This is a genomic window from Chryseobacterium culicis, from assembly GCF_002979755.1.
Lineage (GTDB): Bacteria > Bacteroidota > Bacteroidia > Flavobacteriales > Weeksellaceae > Chryseobacterium > Chryseobacterium culicis_A.
In genome coordinates, this window is record NZ_PCPP01000001.1 from 699,095 (window position 1) to 717,255 (window position 18,161).

The 18,161-nt window shown below is 37.5% G+C and carries 20 protein-coding genes; 9 read left to right on the forward strand and 11 right to left on the reverse strand.

The genetic code is table 11. From position 1 onward, the window contains the following. Nucleotides 1–51: 51 nt before the first annotated feature. A complete protein-coding gene (locus tag CQ022_RS03295; protein ID WP_105682777.1) occupies nucleotides 52–1,479 on the reverse strand; it encodes a PLP-dependent aminotransferase family protein in 1,428 nt (475 codons plus the stop codon). A 101-nt stretch (nucleotides 1,480–1,580) separates the two neighbouring features. On the opposite strand from CQ022_RS03295, the gene CQ022_RS03300 reads away from it, so the two are divergent. From CQ022_RS03300 to CQ022_RS03310, 3 genes are all read left to right on the forward strand, one after another. Further along, nucleotides 1,581–2,036 carry a cupin domain-containing protein gene (locus tag CQ022_RS03300; protein ID WP_062669648.1) on the forward strand — a complete coding sequence of 152 codons (456 nt, stop codon included), beginning with the start codon at nucleotides 1,581–1,583 and terminating at the stop codon, nucleotides 2,034–2,036. 147 nt (nucleotides 2,037–2,183) lie between these two features. Then, the gene (locus CQ022_RS03305) at nucleotides 2,184–3,068 is read left to right on the forward strand and encodes a dihydrodipicolinate synthase family protein (protein WP_105682373.1); all 885 of its coding nucleotides are present in this window, start codon (nucleotides 2,184–2,186) and stop codon (nucleotides 3,066–3,068) included. A 9-nt stretch (nucleotides 3,069–3,077) separates the two neighbouring features. Next, complete coding sequence (locus CQ022_RS03310) at nucleotides 3,078–3,311, forward strand: thioredoxin family protein (RefSeq protein WP_105682372.1); 234 nt, start codon at nucleotides 3,078–3,080, stop codon at nucleotides 3,309–3,311. Between the two features lie 51 nt (nucleotides 3,312–3,362). Here the strand turns inward: CQ022_RS03310 and CQ022_RS03315 are convergent, their stop codons facing one another. Further along, nucleotides 3,363–3,869, reverse strand: coding sequence for a pyridoxamine 5'-phosphate oxidase family protein (locus tag CQ022_RS03315; protein WP_105682371.1), 507 nt, complete (start codon nucleotides 3,867–3,869; stop codon nucleotides 3,363–3,365). A gap of 162 nt (nucleotides 3,870–4,031) precedes the next feature. On the opposite strand from CQ022_RS03315, the gene CQ022_RS03320 reads away from it, so the two are divergent. Together CQ022_RS03320 and CQ022_RS03325 are read left to right on the forward strand one after the other, a co-directional pair. After that, on the forward strand, nucleotides 4,032–4,829 hold the full coding sequence (locus CQ022_RS03320; protein ID WP_105682370.1) for a helix-turn-helix domain-containing protein: 798 nt from the start codon (nucleotides 4,032–4,034) through the stop codon (nucleotides 4,827–4,829). Nucleotides 4,830–4,896: 67 nt separating this feature from the next. Continuing rightward, the gene (locus CQ022_RS03325) at nucleotides 4,897–5,850 is read left to right on the forward strand and encodes a nitrilase family protein (protein ID WP_105682369.1); all 954 of its coding nucleotides are present in this window, start codon (nucleotides 4,897–4,899) and stop codon (nucleotides 5,848–5,850) included. Nucleotides 5,851–5,893: 43 nt separating this feature from the next. Here CQ022_RS03325 and CQ022_RS03330 read toward each other — a convergent pair whose 3' ends face one another. The 4 genes from CQ022_RS03330 to CQ022_RS03345 form a co-directional block, all read right to left on the reverse strand. Further along, the gene (locus tag CQ022_RS03330) at nucleotides 5,894–6,250 is read right to left on the reverse strand and encodes a rhodanese-like domain-containing protein (protein WP_105682776.1); all 357 of its coding nucleotides are present in this window, start codon (nucleotides 6,248–6,250) and stop codon (nucleotides 5,894–5,896) included. Then, nucleotides 6,247–6,549 carry a DUF3817 domain-containing protein gene (locus tag CQ022_RS03335; RefSeq protein WP_105682368.1) on the reverse strand — a complete coding sequence of 101 codons (303 nt, stop codon included), beginning with the start codon at nucleotides 6,547–6,549 and terminating at the stop codon, nucleotides 6,247–6,249. The genes CQ022_RS03330 and CQ022_RS03335 overlap by 4 nt, the downstream gene beginning before the upstream one ends. Nucleotides 6,550–6,551: 2 nt before the next feature. Continuing rightward, nucleotides 6,552–7,010: a hypothetical protein gene (locus CQ022_RS03340; protein ID WP_105682367.1), complete on the reverse strand. Its 459-nt coding sequence runs from the start codon at nucleotides 7,008–7,010 to the stop codon at nucleotides 6,552–6,554. A gap of 70 nt (nucleotides 7,011–7,080) precedes the next feature. Continuing rightward, nucleotides 7,081–7,671: a TetR/AcrR family transcriptional regulator gene (locus tag CQ022_RS03345; RefSeq protein WP_105682366.1), complete on the reverse strand. Its 591-nt coding sequence runs from the start codon at nucleotides 7,669–7,671 to the stop codon at nucleotides 7,081–7,083. A 149-nt stretch (nucleotides 7,672–7,820) separates the two neighbouring features. On the opposite strand from CQ022_RS03345, the gene CQ022_RS03350 reads away from it, so the two are divergent. Continuing rightward, nucleotides 7,821–9,038, forward strand: a complete 1,218-nt coding sequence (locus tag CQ022_RS03350; protein ID WP_105682365.1) for an MFS transporter — start codon at nucleotides 7,821–7,823, stop codon at nucleotides 9,036–9,038. A gap of 173 nt (nucleotides 9,039–9,211) precedes the next feature. Here the strand turns inward: CQ022_RS03350 and pdeM are convergent, their stop codons facing one another. From pdeM to CQ022_RS03375, 5 genes are all read right to left on the reverse strand, one after another. After that, nucleotides 9,212–9,856: a ligase-associated DNA damage response endonuclease PdeM gene (gene pdeM / locus CQ022_RS03355; protein ID WP_165791650.1), complete on the reverse strand. Its 645-nt coding sequence runs from the start codon at nucleotides 9,854–9,856 to the stop codon at nucleotides 9,212–9,214. 48 nt (nucleotides 9,857–9,904) lie between these two features. Next, nucleotides 9,905–10,507, reverse strand: coding sequence for a 2,3-bisphosphoglycerate-dependent phosphoglycerate mutase (locus tag CQ022_RS03360; RefSeq protein WP_185126807.1), 603 nt, complete (start codon nucleotides 10,505–10,507; stop codon nucleotides 9,905–9,907). Nucleotides 10,508–10,643: 136 nt separating this feature from the next. Next, nucleotides 10,644–13,097, reverse strand: coding sequence for a ligase-associated DNA damage response DEXH box helicase (locus tag CQ022_RS03365; protein WP_105682362.1), 2,454 nt, complete (start codon nucleotides 13,095–13,097; stop codon nucleotides 10,644–10,646). A gap of 146 nt (nucleotides 13,098–13,243) precedes the next feature. Next, nucleotides 13,244–14,824, reverse strand: coding sequence for an ATP-dependent DNA ligase (locus tag CQ022_RS03370; protein ID WP_105682361.1), 1,581 nt, complete (start codon nucleotides 14,822–14,824; stop codon nucleotides 13,244–13,246). After that, on the reverse strand, nucleotides 14,821–15,843 hold the full coding sequence (locus CQ022_RS03375) for a ligase-associated DNA damage response exonuclease (RefSeq protein ID WP_105682360.1): 1,023 nt from the start codon (nucleotides 15,841–15,843) through the stop codon (nucleotides 14,821–14,823). Before CQ022_RS03375 ends, CQ022_RS03370 begins: the two co-directional genes overlap by 4 nt. Before the next feature lie 214 nt (nucleotides 15,844–16,057). Between CQ022_RS03375 and CQ022_RS03380 the strand changes: the two genes are divergently transcribed. From CQ022_RS03380 to CQ022_RS03390, 3 genes are read left to right on the forward strand one after another with little or no spacing between them, the layout of a single operon-like run. Then, a complete protein-coding gene (locus tag CQ022_RS03380; RefSeq protein WP_105682775.1) occupies nucleotides 16,058–16,846 on the forward strand; it encodes an SDR family oxidoreductase in 789 nt (262 codons plus the stop codon). 4 nt (nucleotides 16,847–16,850) lie between these two features. After that, complete coding sequence (locus CQ022_RS03385; RefSeq protein ID WP_105682774.1) at nucleotides 16,851–17,252, forward strand: GlcG/HbpS family heme-binding protein; 402 nt, start codon at nucleotides 16,851–16,853, stop codon at nucleotides 17,250–17,252. Between the two features lie 15 nt (nucleotides 17,253–17,267). Next, nucleotides 17,268–18,074, forward strand: a complete 807-nt coding sequence (locus CQ022_RS03390; protein ID WP_228421641.1) for a helix-turn-helix domain-containing protein — start codon at nucleotides 17,268–17,270, stop codon at nucleotides 18,072–18,074. The last annotated feature ends 87 nt before the right edge of the window (nucleotides 18,075–18,161 follow it).

Here is an 18,161-nt window from a genome sequence, read left to right on the forward strand (position 1 = left end):
ATATCCGATCCAACAGATTACGCAGAGTTTCTAATGCTCTGCGTAATCTGTTTAAAATTTAGAAATGACCTCAGCAATCAAAGGAATACTTTGTGCCAGCTGTTCCTCGGAAAGTGCTCCATAGCTTAATCTGAAACCATTCACATGATTTTGACTGTATTGTTTCGGATGAATAATCTTAATATTTTTATCCAGTAATAATTGCGTTACCACATCCCAATCCAGTTGTTTTTTAGGAACAATCCAAAAGGCGAGACCACCTTCAGGCAAAGTAAAATCTGCAATATCGATCATACATTTTTTCAACAGTTCAAAAACAAAATCTCTTTTATTTTTATAATGAACGGTTGCTTTTCTGATATGCTTTTTCACAGCTCCTTCTTTGATCAGCTGAAGAACTGCCTGTTCCATGATGACATCTCCATGAACATCAATGATCTTTCTCAGATCACCAATTTTTTTCAGCAATTCCTGGTTTTTAGTGACCAGATACCCAATTCTCAAAGCTGGTGCTACCACTTTACTCAATGTTCCGATATACACATAATTGTGAAGTTCCGGAAAGCTCGAAATGGGTAGAATAGGACGATATCCAAAATGAAATTCATTATCATAATCATCTTCAATAATCGTTACATTATACTGGTTTGATAATTCAATCAATCTTAATCTTCTTGACAGACTCAGCGTAACCGTAGTAGGATATTGTCTGTGAGGAGTAATGTATAGGGCTTTGACGTTCTGATGCTCTGTCAAAAGTCTCTCAATAGTTTCTATATTGATTCCTTCTTTATCCACAGGCACACGCAAAAGCTGAGCTCCGGCATATTGAAAGGCTTGCCATGCAGGCTGATATCCTGGATCTTCTACAATAACCTGGTCTCCGGAAGTTAGAAGAGTCTGGGCGGTAAGAAACATTCCCATCTGGCTGCCACGGGTAATAGAAATTTCATTTTCATGAATATGCATTCCGCGCTGATGATTAAGCATCTGGGAGATCATTTTCCTGAACTCTACATCGCCATGTTCATCTCCATAACCCATCATTTGCCATTTGGCTTTGATACTGAAGATTTGCCTGTAAGCTCTTGCCAGTTCATTGACAGGCGCAATTTTACTATCAGGATGACCATCATCAAAATTGATCAGAACTCCGTTAGGCATAGCCCGTTGATTTTGAGAATCATGCATTGCATCTGCATTTTTTTCATGCAACAGAGGAAGCTTTTCGGATACAAAAATACCTTTCCTTTCTCTTGAAATTACCCATTCTTCATTAATCAGAACCTGATAGGCTTCCACCACTGTATTTCGGTTAATTTTTAAAGTCTGGGCAAGATTTCTGCTTCCGGGCAGTGCATCTCCTGCTTTTAATCTTCCTGAGCGGATATCCGTGATAATAGTATCTGCAATCTGTAGATACACTGCTTTATCAAGCTTTTTATCAATTTCTAATTCTAATTTCCAAGGGCGCAACATCTGGACTATCTGTTTATGTAAAAACTGAATCATTTAAACAGTCCAAATATAGAATAATTTTGTCATGCAATAAAGCACAAAACCATAATAATTTTAAAATCATGGACAAGAAACAATTCAGTTCTAAAGATTTCCACGAAACTTTTGCAAGACCAAAGTATGTAAAACCAAGCCATTTAATTCATAAAAATGTAGAGAACGCAGGGGAACACAACCAGTTTTCAACGGAGAGAAAGCATCCGGTTTTCTTTGTTGATCTTCCAAGTAAAAATGTAAGCATGACCATTGGTGGATTAACGCCCGGACAGCAAACAAACAGACACCGTCATACTTATGAAACGGTATTATTTGTAATCGAAGGAAAAGGCTGGACAGAAGTAGAGGATGAAAGAGTATACTGGGAAGCTGGAGATGCGGTTTATATTCCTTCATGGGCTTGGCATAAACACCAAAATTTAAGTGATACGGAACCTGCCAAATATATTGCCTGCGAAAATGCTCCTCAACTGCAAAACTTAGGAGTGGCTTTGAGAGAAGAAGAAGGCAGAGACCTTTAGGATCAATTGTTTAAACCATTAAGGCGAGTAGTTTTTAATTGGATTGATATCGGATATGATTTTTTAAGGAAAGCTACCCTTAATATTCTTAACAACTTAAAAGCTCTTAATGGTTTAAAATTATTTTAAACATTTAAACCAAAAAACATGAAAAATGTGCCATTTAAAGGGATTATTGCCTATCCCATAACACCTTTTGATGAAAATGAAAAAGTAGATATTCCTCTTTTCAAACATTTGGTAGAAAGGCTGATCACTTCCGGAAGTCATGGTATTGCTCCATTGGGAAGTACAGGGGTAATGCCTTACCTGTCTGATGAAGAAAAGGAAGAGGTTACAGAAGCTACTTTGCAACAGGTAAAGGGAAGAATTCCAACGCTGGTAGGGGTTTCCAATCTTACCACAGAGAAAACGATCCACCATGCTCAATTTGCAGAGAAAGCAGGGGCTGATGCCGTGATGATCATTCCGATGAGCTACTGGAAGCTCACAGACGATGAGATTGTTACCCATTATGACGCGGTTGCCCGTAAAATTTCTATCCCGATTATGGCTTACAATAATCCGGCAACAAGCGGAGTGGATATGTCTCCAACCCTGTTGAAAAGGCTGCTTGAAATTCCTAACGTAACCATGATCAAAGAAAGTACGGGAGATATTCAAAGAATGCATCATCTGAGAAGAGAACTGGGAGAAGAGGTTGCTTTCTATAATGGTTCCAATCCCTTGGCTCTGGCCGCATTTTCTGCAGGAGCAAGAGGTTGGTGTACGGCTGCACCCAATCTTATTCCTGAACTTAATATCAGCCTTTACAATGCTGTTGAAGAAGGAAATCTTGAAAAAGCAAAAACAATTTTCTATCAGCAGTTTGACCTTTTAAAATTTATTGTCAATAAAGGATTGCCAAGAGCGGTGAAGTCAGGTCTGAATATTCTGGGTGAAGATGGCGGGAACCTGAGAAGTCCTTTAAAACCTTTACATGAAAAAGAAACAGAAGAGCTAAAAAATATTATTAAAACCCTTGTTAATTAATACAATCTTATGAAAAAATCCATTTTTTATCATGCAGGATGTCCTGTATGTATCAGCGCAGAACATGATATTATCAGCCTTATAGGGTTGGAAAATGTTGAAATTATCCATTTGGGTAATGACAAAAACAAAATTGAAGACGCAGAAAAGGCAGGCGTGATGTCTGTACCTGCTTTAGTAACGCCTAATGGGAACGTCCTTCACATTAATTTTGGAGCATCTATAGAAGATGTGAAAAATTAGCATTATTAATCTTGTATAAACGGCTCAATTTCTTGAGCCGTTTTTTATTTTTTAAATGATTGCATTTCCTTCTACACCGTCAGAATTATTAGTTTTATGACCTGTTATTGCTGAAGCAACAAAACTAAAGAGACTGACCAGTTTTCCGGCTTTCGTATCCCAGTAATAGGTTTCTCTAGGTTCTACACGAATAATGGTTACATTGGGATCATCTTTTCCGTCAAACCAGGCTTTTGCCAGTGGAGACCATTTATCTTCAATAGTGGCTTTATCCTTATAAACAGACGCTTCTCCGTATACGGAAAGATATTGGGAGTCACTGTTATTCATAAAAAATAGCTGCACTCTGCGGTCTTCTTTTATTTCAAAATTTTTATTGCTGGTACCACTGCTGATAAACCAAAGGTTTCCACTGTCATCCGTCTCCTGGAGTGTCATGGGTCGGGAATTGACAGGAACGGTTTCTAATTCTGTACAGAACATACATATTTTTGCACTTTCTGATAATTCTTTGATCTTTTTGATCGCTTCGAGATGGGTAAGATTTTGTGTTGACATGATATAATATTTTAGTGATTGGTTTTGTTTAAAAGATGTATTTTCAATAGAAAATGATGAATATATACGTGAAAACATTCAAATACCTGACCAAATGGGAATAAAATGTGGTACCTTCCGTTGATTTCTTTTCAATAAATATGTTTTACGTACATTTGATGGATGCAGATTTCGCCTCCTAAACATTTAGCGCTTTATATCAGGCATTATATCTTTTTGGAAAATTCCGAAAGTGATATAAGGTACCTAAGGCTCTTTACTGATGGGAGTTCCGGACTTATTCTATCCGGGGATATGAATCTGTATTCCGGCATTTCAGAGAATAGTATGCCACTTTCCTTTTTTTACGGAGCTTTAAACGGATATAAAGATTTTTCTTCAAAAGGGAGATTTTCTCTGATTGCTGTTGTATTCCAGCCTTATTTTCTGAATATCCTTTTAAAAACTTCTGTTAAGGAAATCAGTAATCAGATTGTTTCTGTGGAAGATGTATTGAAAAATAAACTGGAAGTATTTCAGGAAAAACTGTTTAATAAGGCAAACCCGTTAGCTGTTATTAATGATCTGAATACATTTTTTACTGATTTTTTATCGGAAAGCATGCATGCTGAACATCATATGATAGCTGCAACACAGCAATATATACTTCAGAATAAAGGCTCTGTATCCTCCAAAAATTTGCAAAGCTTCACTGGATATTCTGAACGGCATCTGGAAAGGAAATTTGAATATCATATGGGAATATCTCCCAAAAAATATGGAAATATTATCCGTCTTCATTACTTTTTAAGCCTTATGAATAAAGGATTTGATCATGAAAATATGACGATGCTTTCATATGAAGCGGGATATTCTGACCAGTCACACCTTATCAGAGAATTTAAAAATAATATCGGGCTTACTCCCAAGCAGTATCTGAATACAGAAAATAAGATGGCTGTTAATTTCATTGAGCTGTAAACCGGACATGTCGGTTTTATACAATTTTTCAGCGGCGGATCTCTCTAGTTTTGCTTAAAAAAAATCAATGAATATTAAAATTTCAACCGCACAATTTGAAAACAAAAGCGGAGATAAGGCTTATAACCTGTCCGTTATCGAAAAATTAGCTGCTGAAGCGGCATCCAAAGGCTCTCATGTGATTGTTTTTCATGAATGTTCAATCACAGGCTATACTTTTGCAAGGAAACTTTCCAAAGAACAACTCCTCGACGTTGCTGAACGTATTCCGGAAGGGGAGAGCATCCAAAAATTGCAGGAGATTGCCATAAAATATAATATTACTCTATTAGCAGGTCTGTTTGAAAAAGACCAATATGATAATCTTTTCAAAGCATATGTATGTGTTGATAAAACAGTACTAAAGGCTAAATACCGAAAACTTCATCCTTTTATCAATCCCAACCTTACCCCTGGGAATGAGTATTGTGTATTTGATATTATGGGTTGGAAGTGTGGAATTCTCATCTGCTATGATAACAACGTCATTGAAAATGTCAGAGCAACAAGACTTCTGGGAGCCGAGATAATTTTTATGCCACACGTTACCATGGGCACCCCTTCTACAAGGCCGGGAGCTGGGTTTGTGGATCCTCAGCTATGGGAAAACAGGGTCGCAGATCCTACCTCTTTACAGTTGGAATTTAAGGGAATGAAAGGCAGAGACTGGCTGATGAAGTGGCTTCCGTCAAGAGCTTATGATAATGGTGCTTATATTGTTTTTTCAAACCCTGTAGGTATGGATGATGACCAGCTGAAAAACGGATGTTCCATGATTATAGATCCTTTCGGAGATATTATTGCAGAATGTCATTCTTGGGAAGATAGCTTTGAATCGGCTGTCATTACTCCCGAAAAGCTTACTCAGGCAGGAGGATACAGGTATATTAAAGCCCGAAGACCTGAATTGTACAGAGACATCATAGGACAGGAACATTCACCGGAACAAAAAGTTGTATGGCTTGACGATAAAACCATTTAAAAATAAATCTCTCCTGTAAATGATATGCAGGAGAGATTTTTCTTTATTGACCCATTGTTTTCTGAAGGTCTGTCCAGGCACCTCCGTTATGAATATGCCTGAAGCCTCTTTCTTTGAGAATATTTTCAGCTTTTACACTTCGAAGCCCATGAGAGTATACTGTAATGTATGTTTTTTCCGGATCTAATTCTACGTACCGCTCTCTGATTGTTCCTAATGAAATATTTACAGAACCTTCTATATGTCCCGTTTCATATTCTTTTTCAGTTCTTACATCGAGAATTATCGCTCCTTTTTTGAGCAGCTCCGGTAATCCGTTATCTAAAGTCTGGAATCGGTATATTCTGTAGGCAACATAGAGAATAAGGGCAATTCCACAGAATATAAAAAGACTTTTTATAGCTTGCTCAGTATTTTTTTGTCAATATAAAATGTTCCCAACGGAATAAAGCAGGCAAGAATTACTTTCCATGTTATTTCTTTGAACTTCCAGTTCTGTTCTACGCCAACACTCAATGTATTGAATAGGAAAAGCAGGAATAATGTTCCGTGTACCGGGCCGATAAGCCTTACCAATAAAGGATTTCCCATCCAATACTTCATAGGAACGGCAATGCCTATCAGGGTCAATAATGAGATCCCTTCTAAAATAGCCAGAATTCTCAGCCGTCCGATTTTTGTTTTAAATAAATCTATCATAATTATCTGAAATAAGGTCTGTTTACAAAAGGAGAAAAGGGCCACGGAATGGCAATGAAAATAATAATCAGCGCAATAGAAAACCAGATGCCCATAGTTTTGAATTTTTCCTTATCTGAAGGCTTTCTTTTGGTTAAAGCAGAACCAACCGTGATGATAATAATGGCGGTAATCATCAATGAAATATGAATCACACCAAAAAACAGATGTTCAAAAGATTCTTTGGCTGCATTCAGATTCTTCCAGAAGTATTGAATTACCGGGCTTTTCAGATAAAATACCATTCCTATGATCAGTTGGATATGAGCTATAGTAGCGGTCCAATGCCTTACAGCATTATCAGTTCCTGTAAATTTTCTTTCCGACATAAATCCTTTGAGAGAACGGTAAATAGCATAGAGTAAGCTTATTAAGACCAACCATCGGGTTAATGAATGTAAAAAAGTAAGGGTTTGGTACATGGGTTATTTTTTAGAACAGGACAAAGGTATAATAAAAACATACTAGTTAGTATGTTTTTGAGTAAAAAAATTATTGAAGCGTTTTGAAGTAAGACTTAAGTCCCTTTAAATAAACAAGATATACTTCTTTTGAATTTTCAACCTTCCCCAAATTTCTGACTCCCCAATACCCGGAAATGACAAAAACACTGACTTCTCTTGCGCTGACTTCCTTTTTAATAATTCCTTCCTTTTTACCTTTTTCAATACTTTCAGTAAAAGCTTCTTCCCATTCTTTCGAAAGTTCATGTAAAGCCTGGGTAAAGGCAGTGTGCCATGGGGCCATTTGCTGTACAAAATTGGAAGTAGGGCAGCCGTACTCAACTTTTAGAAAATCATTTTCCATCAGGAGATTATGGATGATCTCATAAATATTGTCCAGAGGATTTCTGTTGTTTTGGAGGGATTCAATAAAGTTGCGTCTGAAGTTAGGCTTCATCAGTTCGTTGATAATAGCCAGTCCCATCTCATCTTTAGTTTTAAAATGATAGTAAAAAGCACCTTTCGTCACCTGAGTCGTTGCGATAATTTCATCAATGCTTGTTGTCTGGAAACCTTTTACATAGATTAATTCGAACGCTTTCTGGAGAATAGTAAGTCGGGTTGCTTCTGATTTCTTCATTAAAACTGCTGATTATTGTACAAAGGAACAAATTTTAAACTTAAAATAAAACTATCATTATTCTGATACTTTAATACAATTTAAATAATTTTTATAATACAAATATTCGTCGGAAATTTGCCTTATCAATATCAACAAATTATAAGACAATGAATTTTCAAAAAGAAATACAGATCAATACGGCAACGCAGACGGTTAAAAAAGGTCTTCCTGCAGCTTTATGGGCATTAACAATAAGTGCCTTCGGAATAGGAACTACTGAATTTGTAATTGTGGGACTGCTGCCCACCGTAGCATCTGATCTCGGGATTACCATTCCGTCAGCAGGATTATTGGTAAGTCTTTATGCGATTGGAGTGGCTATCGGAGCTCCTATATTAACGGCATTAACAGGGAAAATTCCACGCAAGATGCTGCTGGTTTCCATTATGCTCCTGTTTGTTATCGGAAATGGTTTGGCATCGATTGCGCCTGGATTTATAACTTTAGTGCTAGCAAGAATTTTAACAGGTTTTGCCCATGGGGTTTATTTTTCCATTGGGTCTACCATTGCCGCTTCATTGGTACCTGAAGAAAAAAGAGCTACAGCAATTTCTATTATGTTTGCCGGACTTACACTGGCCATTGTAACAGGAGTTCCGCTGGGAACTTTTATAGGACAACACTTCGGATGGAGAGCGACTTTCATCGGGGTTTCAATCCTTGGAATCATTGGGTTAGTAGCCAGTTTATTATTGGTTCCCAATACGCTGAAAAATGGGAAAACAGCTTCATTAAAAAGCCAGTTTAAGGTATTGGGAAATAAACGTCTGATCTTTGCTTTTTTAATGACTGCAATGGGGTATGGAGGAACATTTGTTGTTTTTACTTATCTGTCACCAATTTTACAGAAGATCACAGGATTTCAGGAATCTACCGTTACTTTTATCCTTTTGATTTATGGAATTGCCATTGCACTAGGAAATCTGATTGGAGGAAAAGTAGCGAATAAAAACCCTTTGAAAGCACTGCTATGGATGTTTGCCGCACAGGGACTGGTATTGCTTGCCTTTTATTTTACCGTAAGCAGTCCGGTGCTAAGTATCATTACCCTTTTCCTTTTAGGAGCATTATCATTTGCTTCTGTTCCGGGACTTCAGCTATTGGTGGTACAAATTGCAGAAAAAGAACTTCCGGGAACGGAAGACGTTGCTTCAGGGATTAATATTGCAGCCTTTAATATGGGGATTGCAATCGGATCTTATGCAGGAGGAATGATTGTGACTTCTTCTTTAGGCCTGGAAAGTACACCCTGGATCGGGGCATTGTTCCTGCTGGTAACAGTTTTGATTACGGTATACAGCATCCGCTTAAGTAAGAAAAATTAAGATTTCACTAATCGTTTTTATCAGATTGATAAGCATAATACAAACCAGGATGTTAGAGGCATGTAAATGAAGAGGGAATCAATACGTTGATCATGAAGAGGATGGTTTTATAAAGGCAGATAAAAATCTGCCTTTATTTTGTATTGCAAGATTGACCGATTAACCTGAGGTTATTAAATCTCATAAATCTCTGCATCTGTAAACACAAAAAATGTACTTTTCTTAGGTAGATTTTTGGTATCCAATCCTGTGAATTCACTAAAAGCAGGAAGTAACAATTGATTGCTGGTGAGTGCAAAGCAGGGAAGCCTGATATTCTTCACCGCAGAACTCAACACAATTCCGGGGTGAATATGTCCGGTAATCTGAAATCCGAATCTGACCGGATCAAAATCATGAATAAAAGTGATATCATCAGTTTCAAGCCATTCAGCTTTGTAATCAAAACATAATTTTTCCTCTAAAGCTTTTGAAATTCTGTCATGATTTCCTTCAATAAGATAAAACTGCAAGTCAGAGTATTGCTTTTTCCATACACAGAATTCATCCACATCAGAATTGTCTCCGGCGTGAAGTAAATCTCCAACCACAATGAATTTTTCAGGCTGAAAATATTCAATCAGTGCGGATAATCTTTCCAGGTCGCTTTTCATGATATGATTGGCCAATGCAATACCATTTTTGCGGAAATGAGCGGTTTTCCCGATGTGAAGATCGGAAAGAATCAGTGCTTTATCTTTTTCCCGGAATGCTGCCCGTTGATTGGTCAGAATAAAAGTTTCACTTTGGATGAAAATTTTTTTTGTTGCTATAAACACTTGGTGGATTGAAAATTTAATGCTTAAAGGTAAACTATTTAAATCGGATTAACTGACCTTTCGGCTTACATGAAATTTTTCATCAAAAACATAAGTCAGAGGAATACCGGTAGCAATTTCCCGTTCTAAAATCTCTTCAGGAGAAAGATGCTCCAGATACATAATAAGGGCACGGAGACTGTTTCCATGGGCTACAATTAATACATTCTCACCCTGTTTTAATAAAGGTCTTATCTGACTTTCAAAATAAGGAATCACTCTGTTGTAAGTATCTTTAAGGCTTTCTCCACCCGGAGGAACCACATCAAATGATCTGCGCCAGCTATGAACCTGCTCGTCACCATATTTCAGTGCGGTTTCTGCTTTGTTTAATCCTTCGAGATTTCCGTAAGAACGTTCGTTTAATGCTTTATCTTTGATGACCGGAATATTGGGATTTCCAATTTCGTTAAGGATGATGGAGAGGGTATGCTGTGCTCTTACCAAGGCAGAAGTAAATGCAATATCTATTCTTTCTCCTTTTAGCGCAAGCCCTGCTTTTTTGGCTTCTTCAATTCCGGCTTCAGTTATATCAATATCTTTCCAGCCTGTAAATCTGTTTTCCAGATTCCAGAGTGACTGTCCGTGACGGACCAAGAATAATTTTTCCATTATTTACATTTTATTTTAAACTTCTAAGAAGGTATACTCTAAGTTACAATGATTATTTAAACTTATCAAGAAAATTAACTTAGAATATTAGGCTAAGAATAAGATTAAAATTGCAGAAGAATTTATCAGAAAATCTTTATGAAAGATCACTTATATTAGATAGTTTCAACATTCTTCTAATCCTTGCATCCAATCCTTCACTCGAAAGAGTTTGTCTCAGACTGTCTACTTTGATTGGGAAGCTGAGCGGGGTAAAAGAACGGGAATGTTTTAGAATAACTTCAGATTTTTCAATCCTTTTAAAAGCTTCTACAAGCCGTTGTTCCTGAAGCTGCATGTTAAAAACTTCGGTATAGGCCTGCTTTATTAAAAAATGATTGGGATCATGGTCTTCCAGAACTTTGAAAATCAATCCGGCAGAGCTTTGTAATGATTTGTTGGAGCGCTGCTGTCCTGCATAATTTTGAATCACCATTCCTGAAATTACGGCAATATCACGGAATTTTCGTCTTGCCATTTCTGCAGAATTAATACTTGCAATCACATCGTTCATCAGATTGTCCCGGGTAAGAATCTGTTTCAGGTTTTCTTCATTTAGCGGGATTTCTTTGTCACTGAACAACTCAAATCCGTAATCATTCATCGCCATAGAAAAGGAAATAGGCGCAAGCTTTGAAATCCTGTAGGCAATCAGAGCCGCCATTACTTCATGTACCAAGCGTCCTTCAAAAGGATATATGAACAAATGATAGCCTTCACGGTTTTTAATCATTTCAACAAGAAATTCATTTTCTTTGGGAATATGGGAATTTGCTTCCTGATTGATCAATAGAGGATGCAGAAATTTGAGTTCCTTTTCTGAAGCTTTTGGATTTAAAGCATGTGAAAGTTTTTCTCTTAAAAAATACCCTAAATTAGAGCTTAGTGGCAATCTTCCGCCCAGATAACTGGGTACTAAAGCCCTTCCTTTAGCCGCTCTTACATACACGGTCATATCTTTGATCATTGCAACTTCAAGTGTACGTCCGGCTAAAATGAATTTCTCCTCTTTCTTTAGTTTTGAAATAAAATATTCTTCGACCATTCCGATATAACCTCCGGAAATAAATTTCACCTTCAGCATTGCATCACTTACAATAACCCCCATATTCATCCTGTGAAGCATTGCTATTTTTCTTGAAGTAACTTTATAAAGGCCGTCTTCCATAATGACTATTTTATGGAATTCTTCATAGCTTTTCAACACACTGCCGCCAATGGTAAGAAATTCCAGAATGCTTTGCCACTCTTCATCCAACATTTCCTGAAAAGCATATACTTTTTTGATTCTTTCATGTAGTTCATCAGGATAAAAACCATCACCAACCGCCAATGTCATCAGAAACTGCACCAAAACATCAAAACATAAAACCTGTGGTTCTCTGGGTTCAACGACTTTTTGTTTTACGGCTTCTTTTAGAGCAGAAACTTCAATCAGTTCCAAAGAATGGGTCGGGACACAATAAATTCTTGAAGTTTCAAAAGGGGAGTGACCACTCCGTCCGGCTCTTTGAAGGAAACGGGCGACTCCTTTGGCGGATCCTATTTGAATAACGGTGTCAACAGGTTTAAAGTCAATGCCAAGATCGAGAGATGATGTGGATACCACAGCCTTTAATTTACCGGAACTTAGATTTTCCTCAATCCAGATTCTCAAATGGGCATCGATAGAACTGTGATGGATGGCGATCTGTCCGGCAAAATCGGGGTGAGCATCCAGCAGAAGCTGGTACCACATTTCGCTCTGGCTTCTGGTATTCGTAAATACAATGGTAGACTTTGAATCCAAAATAATCGGGACTACTTTATCTGCAAGCTTATTTCCAAGATGTCCTGCCCAGGGTAATATTTCAATTTCGTCCGGAAAAACAGGAAGAATATCTATCTTTTTATGCTCTTTAGCTGTAATTTTTGTCTTTTTACCATCATAGGGAATAAGAACATCCATGGCCTCATCCAGATTTCCGATGGTGGCTGTAATTCCCCATATTTTAATTTTCGGAACGTATTTTCTAAGCTGTGAAATGCCGAGTTCTACCATCACCCCTCGTTTTGAACCGAGTAATTCATGCCATTCGTCCACAGCGATACATTTCATATCCCTGAAAAAAGCTTCATTATTTTTCTGAGCCAGCAGCAAATGGAGACTTTCGGGGGTTACCACCAGAATTTCAGGCATTTTTTTAACCTGCTGCTGTCTTACTTTTGGATCAGTATCTCCGTTTCTTACTCCTACAGCCCAATCGAGTCCTATTTCATCCATTGCTTCCTGCATGGCTTTAGCGATGTCTTTGGACAGAGAACGAAGCGGTGTTATCCAGATCATTTTCAGTCCTTTTTTATATTGATCAGGATGATTCAGGAAGTTAGAAATTAATGCTAAAAAAACAGAGAACGTTTTTCCAAAACCGGTAGGAGCAACTACCATTCCGCTGTATCCGCTTTCAAATTTCTTCCAGGTTTCTATCTGAAATTTAAAAGGTTCAATACCTTTATCGATCATCCATTGCTGAATGATCTTAAATCCGTTGGTATGTTCGAATGCTGCCAAATCTATTTTAATTTAATTTTAACGCAAAAGACGCTAAGGGTTTATATTGGTTTCATTTTTTTTGTTCGCAATGGCGTTTCACTCAGCAAAGACAACATTTCATAATAGCTGAACACGGTGCCTTTACGATCATTGCTCTAAAAATATTATTGTATTAATTTTTTAATCTCTTCCAAATCATCAATTTCATCCACGGTTTTATCTTTCCGCCATCTTACAATTCTGGGAAACCGGAGTGCAACACCACTTTTATGGCGGTTGCTGAAACCAATGCCTTCAAATGCGATTTCAAAAACAAGTTCTGCTTTTACGGTTCTCACAGGTCCGAATTTCTCAATGGCATTTTTAGTAACAAACCTGCTCACTTCCATAATTTCTTTATCCGTTAATCCAGAATAGGCTTTGGCAATGGTGACCAAAGTATCTCCGTTTTTCACAGCAAAAGTATAATCCGTATAATAAGCGCTTCGTCTGCCACTGCCTTTTTGGGCGTAGATCAGGGCTGCATCAATAGTAAACGGATTGATTTTCCACTTCCACCAGTCACCTTTTTTCCGGCCGGAATGATAGGGTGAGTTTTTTTGTTTTAACATCAATCCTTCACTGTTTACTGTCCTTGAATTTTCACGAAGCGAATCCAGTTCTTCCCATTGTTCAAAGTCCAGATTTTTAGAGATACTGATATTCTGAGGATTTTCATTCAGTAATAACTCTTCAAGTAAAGCTCTTCTCGCAGAGATTGGTTTTTCCCTCAAATCATTATCTTCAAGTTCCAGTAAGTCATAGGCAAAGACTTCTATCGGGATTTCCGACAGCATTTTTTTAGTTAAAGTTTTTCTGTTTAATCTTTTTTGTAATTCATTAAAATTTAAAACTTTACCATCTTTTACCGCAAGTATTTCTCCATCTATAACAAAGCTGCCTTTCATTGCTTTTACGACCTCTGTAATCTCAGGAAACTGCTCGGTAATAAGTTCTTCTCCTCTTGACCAGATAAAGACTTCATCGTTTCTCCGGATGATCTGTCCGCGTATTCCGTCCCATTTATATTCTACCAGCCATTCGTCCGGATTTCCCAGTTCCTGAGTTTCTTTTTCCAAAGGATAAGCAAGACAGAAAGGATAAGGTTTTGAATTGTCAGGATTCACATTTTCAGCATCAATAAGTTCTTTGAAAGAAACTTCATCAGGCAACCATTTTCCCATTAAACTGTGCATGAGCGCACTAGATTCCTGCCCGGAAAATTTTGTCAGTGCATTGATTAAGGTTTTATCTGAAACCCCGATTCTGAAGCTTCCGCCAATTAATTTATTGAAAATCAAACGTTCTGTGTAATCCAGACCATTCCATGACTGTAATACAAATTCTTTCTTTTCAATATCTGTTTTGCCTTTAAGATTGACAATATCGTTCATCCATTCTGATAAGGAGCGCTCTATTTTTTCCTCCGGAGGCGGAAGAATTAATGATAATGTTTCCCCAAGATCTCCTACAGAAGAATAGGATTCCTGGAATAGCCAATATGGCAGCTTTGTGATTTCCAGCGCCCATTCTTTCATGTAATTGGTATTGACATTTCTCTTAGGTCTTTTTCCGGTAAATAAGGCGATAAACCATACTTTATCTTCATCGGGAGCGCGTTCCAGATAATCAATGATAGCATCAATTTTAGCATTGGTTTTGTTGGTGGTTTCCAAAGCGTTGATAAGATCTGCAAAATGTCTCATGATTCAGGATTTTCAGTGATTTCTTTTTCAGATTCCTCTTCATCTTCTCCAAATAATGTTTCTACAACATCAGCTTTTACGCCTATTTCATTCAGATATTTTGAAAATACTTCTGTCTGGCCGTGGGTAACATGCACAATTTCGGCTTCCGTAGCTTTTACAGTCTGCAATAATCCTTTCCAGTCTGCATGGTCACTCATCGCGAATCCAGCATCTGCACTTCGCCATCTTCTGGCACCACGAACCTGCATCCAGCCTGAGCATATTGCAGTAGCCGGATCAGGTATTTTTTTGATGATATTGCTGTCGAGTAAAGCAGGAGGAACAATAACAATTTCATGTTCCATCTCTTTTGGACGCTCTCTGAAGTCTGCGATAGTATAGTCCGGAAGGTCGATTCCTACTGTTTCAAAGGCTTCATTCAATTTTCCGATGGAGTAGTGTACATATATTTTTCCCAATTCTTCCACTGCTTTCATAATACGCTGGGCTTTCCCTAAAGAATAGCCTATAAAAACAGAGGTTTTATGATTTTCTTTATTCTTCAGTACCCAGTTTTGGAGTTTTTTATTTAAATCCGGAACTTCAAGCCAGTTATAAATAGGCAGGCCAAAGGTACTTTCTGTCACAAACTCATTGCATTTTACAAGCTCAAAAGGAGTGCTCAATCCATCATTCTGAACTTTGTAATCTCCTGAAATTACGGTCACATATCCTTTATATTCGAGTTTTATCTGTGCAGAACCAATAATATGTCCGGCGGGGTGAAGGGAAAGTTTTACTCCATTGATGGTAATAACTTCTCCATATTCTACACTTTGGCATTCGATATCGGGTCCGATTCTTTGATGGAGAATAGGTTTTGTAAAATGATGACAAAGGTATTTTTTCATTCCCCAGCGGGCATGATCAGCATGGCCATGGGTGATAACCGCCAGGTCTACAGGTCTCCAGGGATCAATGTAGAATTTTCCCTGTGGACAATAAATTCCTTTTTTTGTAAATGTGATTAATTTCAATGGTGTGACTGGTTTTATGAGATAAGCTTCAAAAACTTAACCAATTTACAATAAACTGTTTATTTTTTATTATCATTCAAATCTGAAATCTGACTTTCATGGTTCTTTAATAATAGTTTTTTTTGAACTTTTCAGCAATATAAAAATGAACTTCCAGGCAATATTATCCTTTTGGAAATCTTTGAAATTTGTACCAACATTAAAAAAGAATACAATGAGTAAAACAATTTTAATTACAGGTGCAGCAAGTGGATTCGGAAAGATTGCTGCTTTTGAGCTTGCTAAAAAAGGACATAAGGTAATTGCCACTACACAGGTTTATCCTCAGATGAGTGATGTAATCCGCGAAGCTAAAGAACAGGGAATTGATCTTATAGTGGATAAACTGGACGTTACCAGCCAAAGGGATATTGATTATATTCTGAAGAAATATGAAATAGATATTTTAATCAGCAATGCCGGAATTATGGAAGGCGGTCCAATTGCTGAGCAGCCGGTGGACATTATCCGCTCTATGTTTGAAGTGAATGTGTTTGGTGCATTGAATCTTGCCCAGGGTTTCATCAAAAAGTTTGTCGAAAAAAGAAGGGGTAAGATTGTTTTCACTTCATCAATGGGAGGTTTATGGACAGTTCCTTATGTGGCTGCCTACTGTTCTTCCAAGCATGCGTTGGAATCTATTGCTGAAGGATTAAAGACAGAGCTTGCTCCATTTAATATCAAAATTGCAACTTGCAATCCAGGGGTATTTGGAACAGGATTTAATGACAGGGGAGTAGATTCTATTTTTCATTGGTATGACCCGAAAATCAATTTCACTCCGGAATCTGCTTTTGACGGAGCCGCAGAATCTTTGGCTCATCAGCTTGATCCACAGTCTATGGCTGAAGTGATTGTAAATGTAGCTTTAGACGAAGACAGTCATTTCAGAAATGTACATCCAAAGGAAACTGAAGAGTTTGTAAAACAGCTTCAGGCAGATGCCTGGACAGCAAAAAGTTAATACCATGGAACTGAATTATAAAACTGCAGAAAAGGTTTTAAATGCAGCAAAAGAAAGGGCATTATCTATGAATATTCCCGTGAGTATTGCCGTGGTGGATTCCGGGGGACATCTTGTTGCGCTGGCAAGGCTGGATAGTGTATATGGAGTGATTGATTTTGCTGTTAAAAAAGCAAAGACAGCTGCTATGTTCGGAGTAAATAGTGATGTAATGGGAAGTATAATCTCAGAAGCCGGTTTTCATGGCTATGGAATGCTGAATTCAAATGAAGGACTGCTGACTATTGCAGGCGGTGTTGTTCTTAAGGATGCAGAAGGAAAGACCATTGGTGCTATAGGCTCTTCAGGAGGAACCCCCGAGCAGGATAAAGAAATTGCAGCGGCAGGAGCTCATGCTATTGCTTAAATTTCAGATATTTGTATGATGGAAAATACTTCTGAGATTATATTTGATAAACTCGTTTATTCATGTGCTTTTGAATCTTACAGAGGCTATGAGGAATTTATTCCGGACCATTTTCTGGGATTTCAGATATCCGGGGAAACGCATGCTTTTCATGAACAGGGTAAAACGGTGATCAAAGAAAATACAGTGGTTCTGGTAAGGAAAAATCAACTGATCAGAACGATTAAATATCCTTCAGACAATGAAAAATATCAGTTTGTTTCTATCACCCTTGACGATGAAACCCTGAGACAATATGCCACAGAAAACAAAATAGTTGTGCAGGCTAATTTTCCAGAGAATCAGCGTTTGTTTTTTGAGCCTGATGATTTTTTTAAGAGCTATTTTGCCTCACTCATTCCTTATATCCATAAAACGAAAGAAGTACCGCCAACATTGGGTGCTTTAAAGGTTAAAGAAGCGATAGAGCTTATTTTATTGAGTAATCCTGATCTTAAAAATCTTCTTTTTGATTTTTCTGAACCCCATAAAATTGACCTTAAGGAATTTATGAACAAGAATTTTATGTTCAATGTATCGGTGGAGGCTTTTGCAAAGCTTACAGGCCGTAGTCTTTCAGGTTTTAAGCGGGATTTCAACAAAATATTTGAGATGACTCCAAAACAATGGCTGAAAGAAAAAAGATTAAAGGAAGCGTATTATTTAATTAAAAACAGGGATAAAAAGCCTTCGGATATCTATCTTGATCTGGGTTTTGAGAATTTATCCCATTTTTATTCTTCTTTTAAAAAGAAATTTGGGGTTACCACTACAGAAGTTTAATTAAACTTAAAAAACACAAAATTATACCATAAGCATTGCTTGTTTGTTAAAACCCAAAGACACAGGAAATAAATCTTGTGTCTTTGT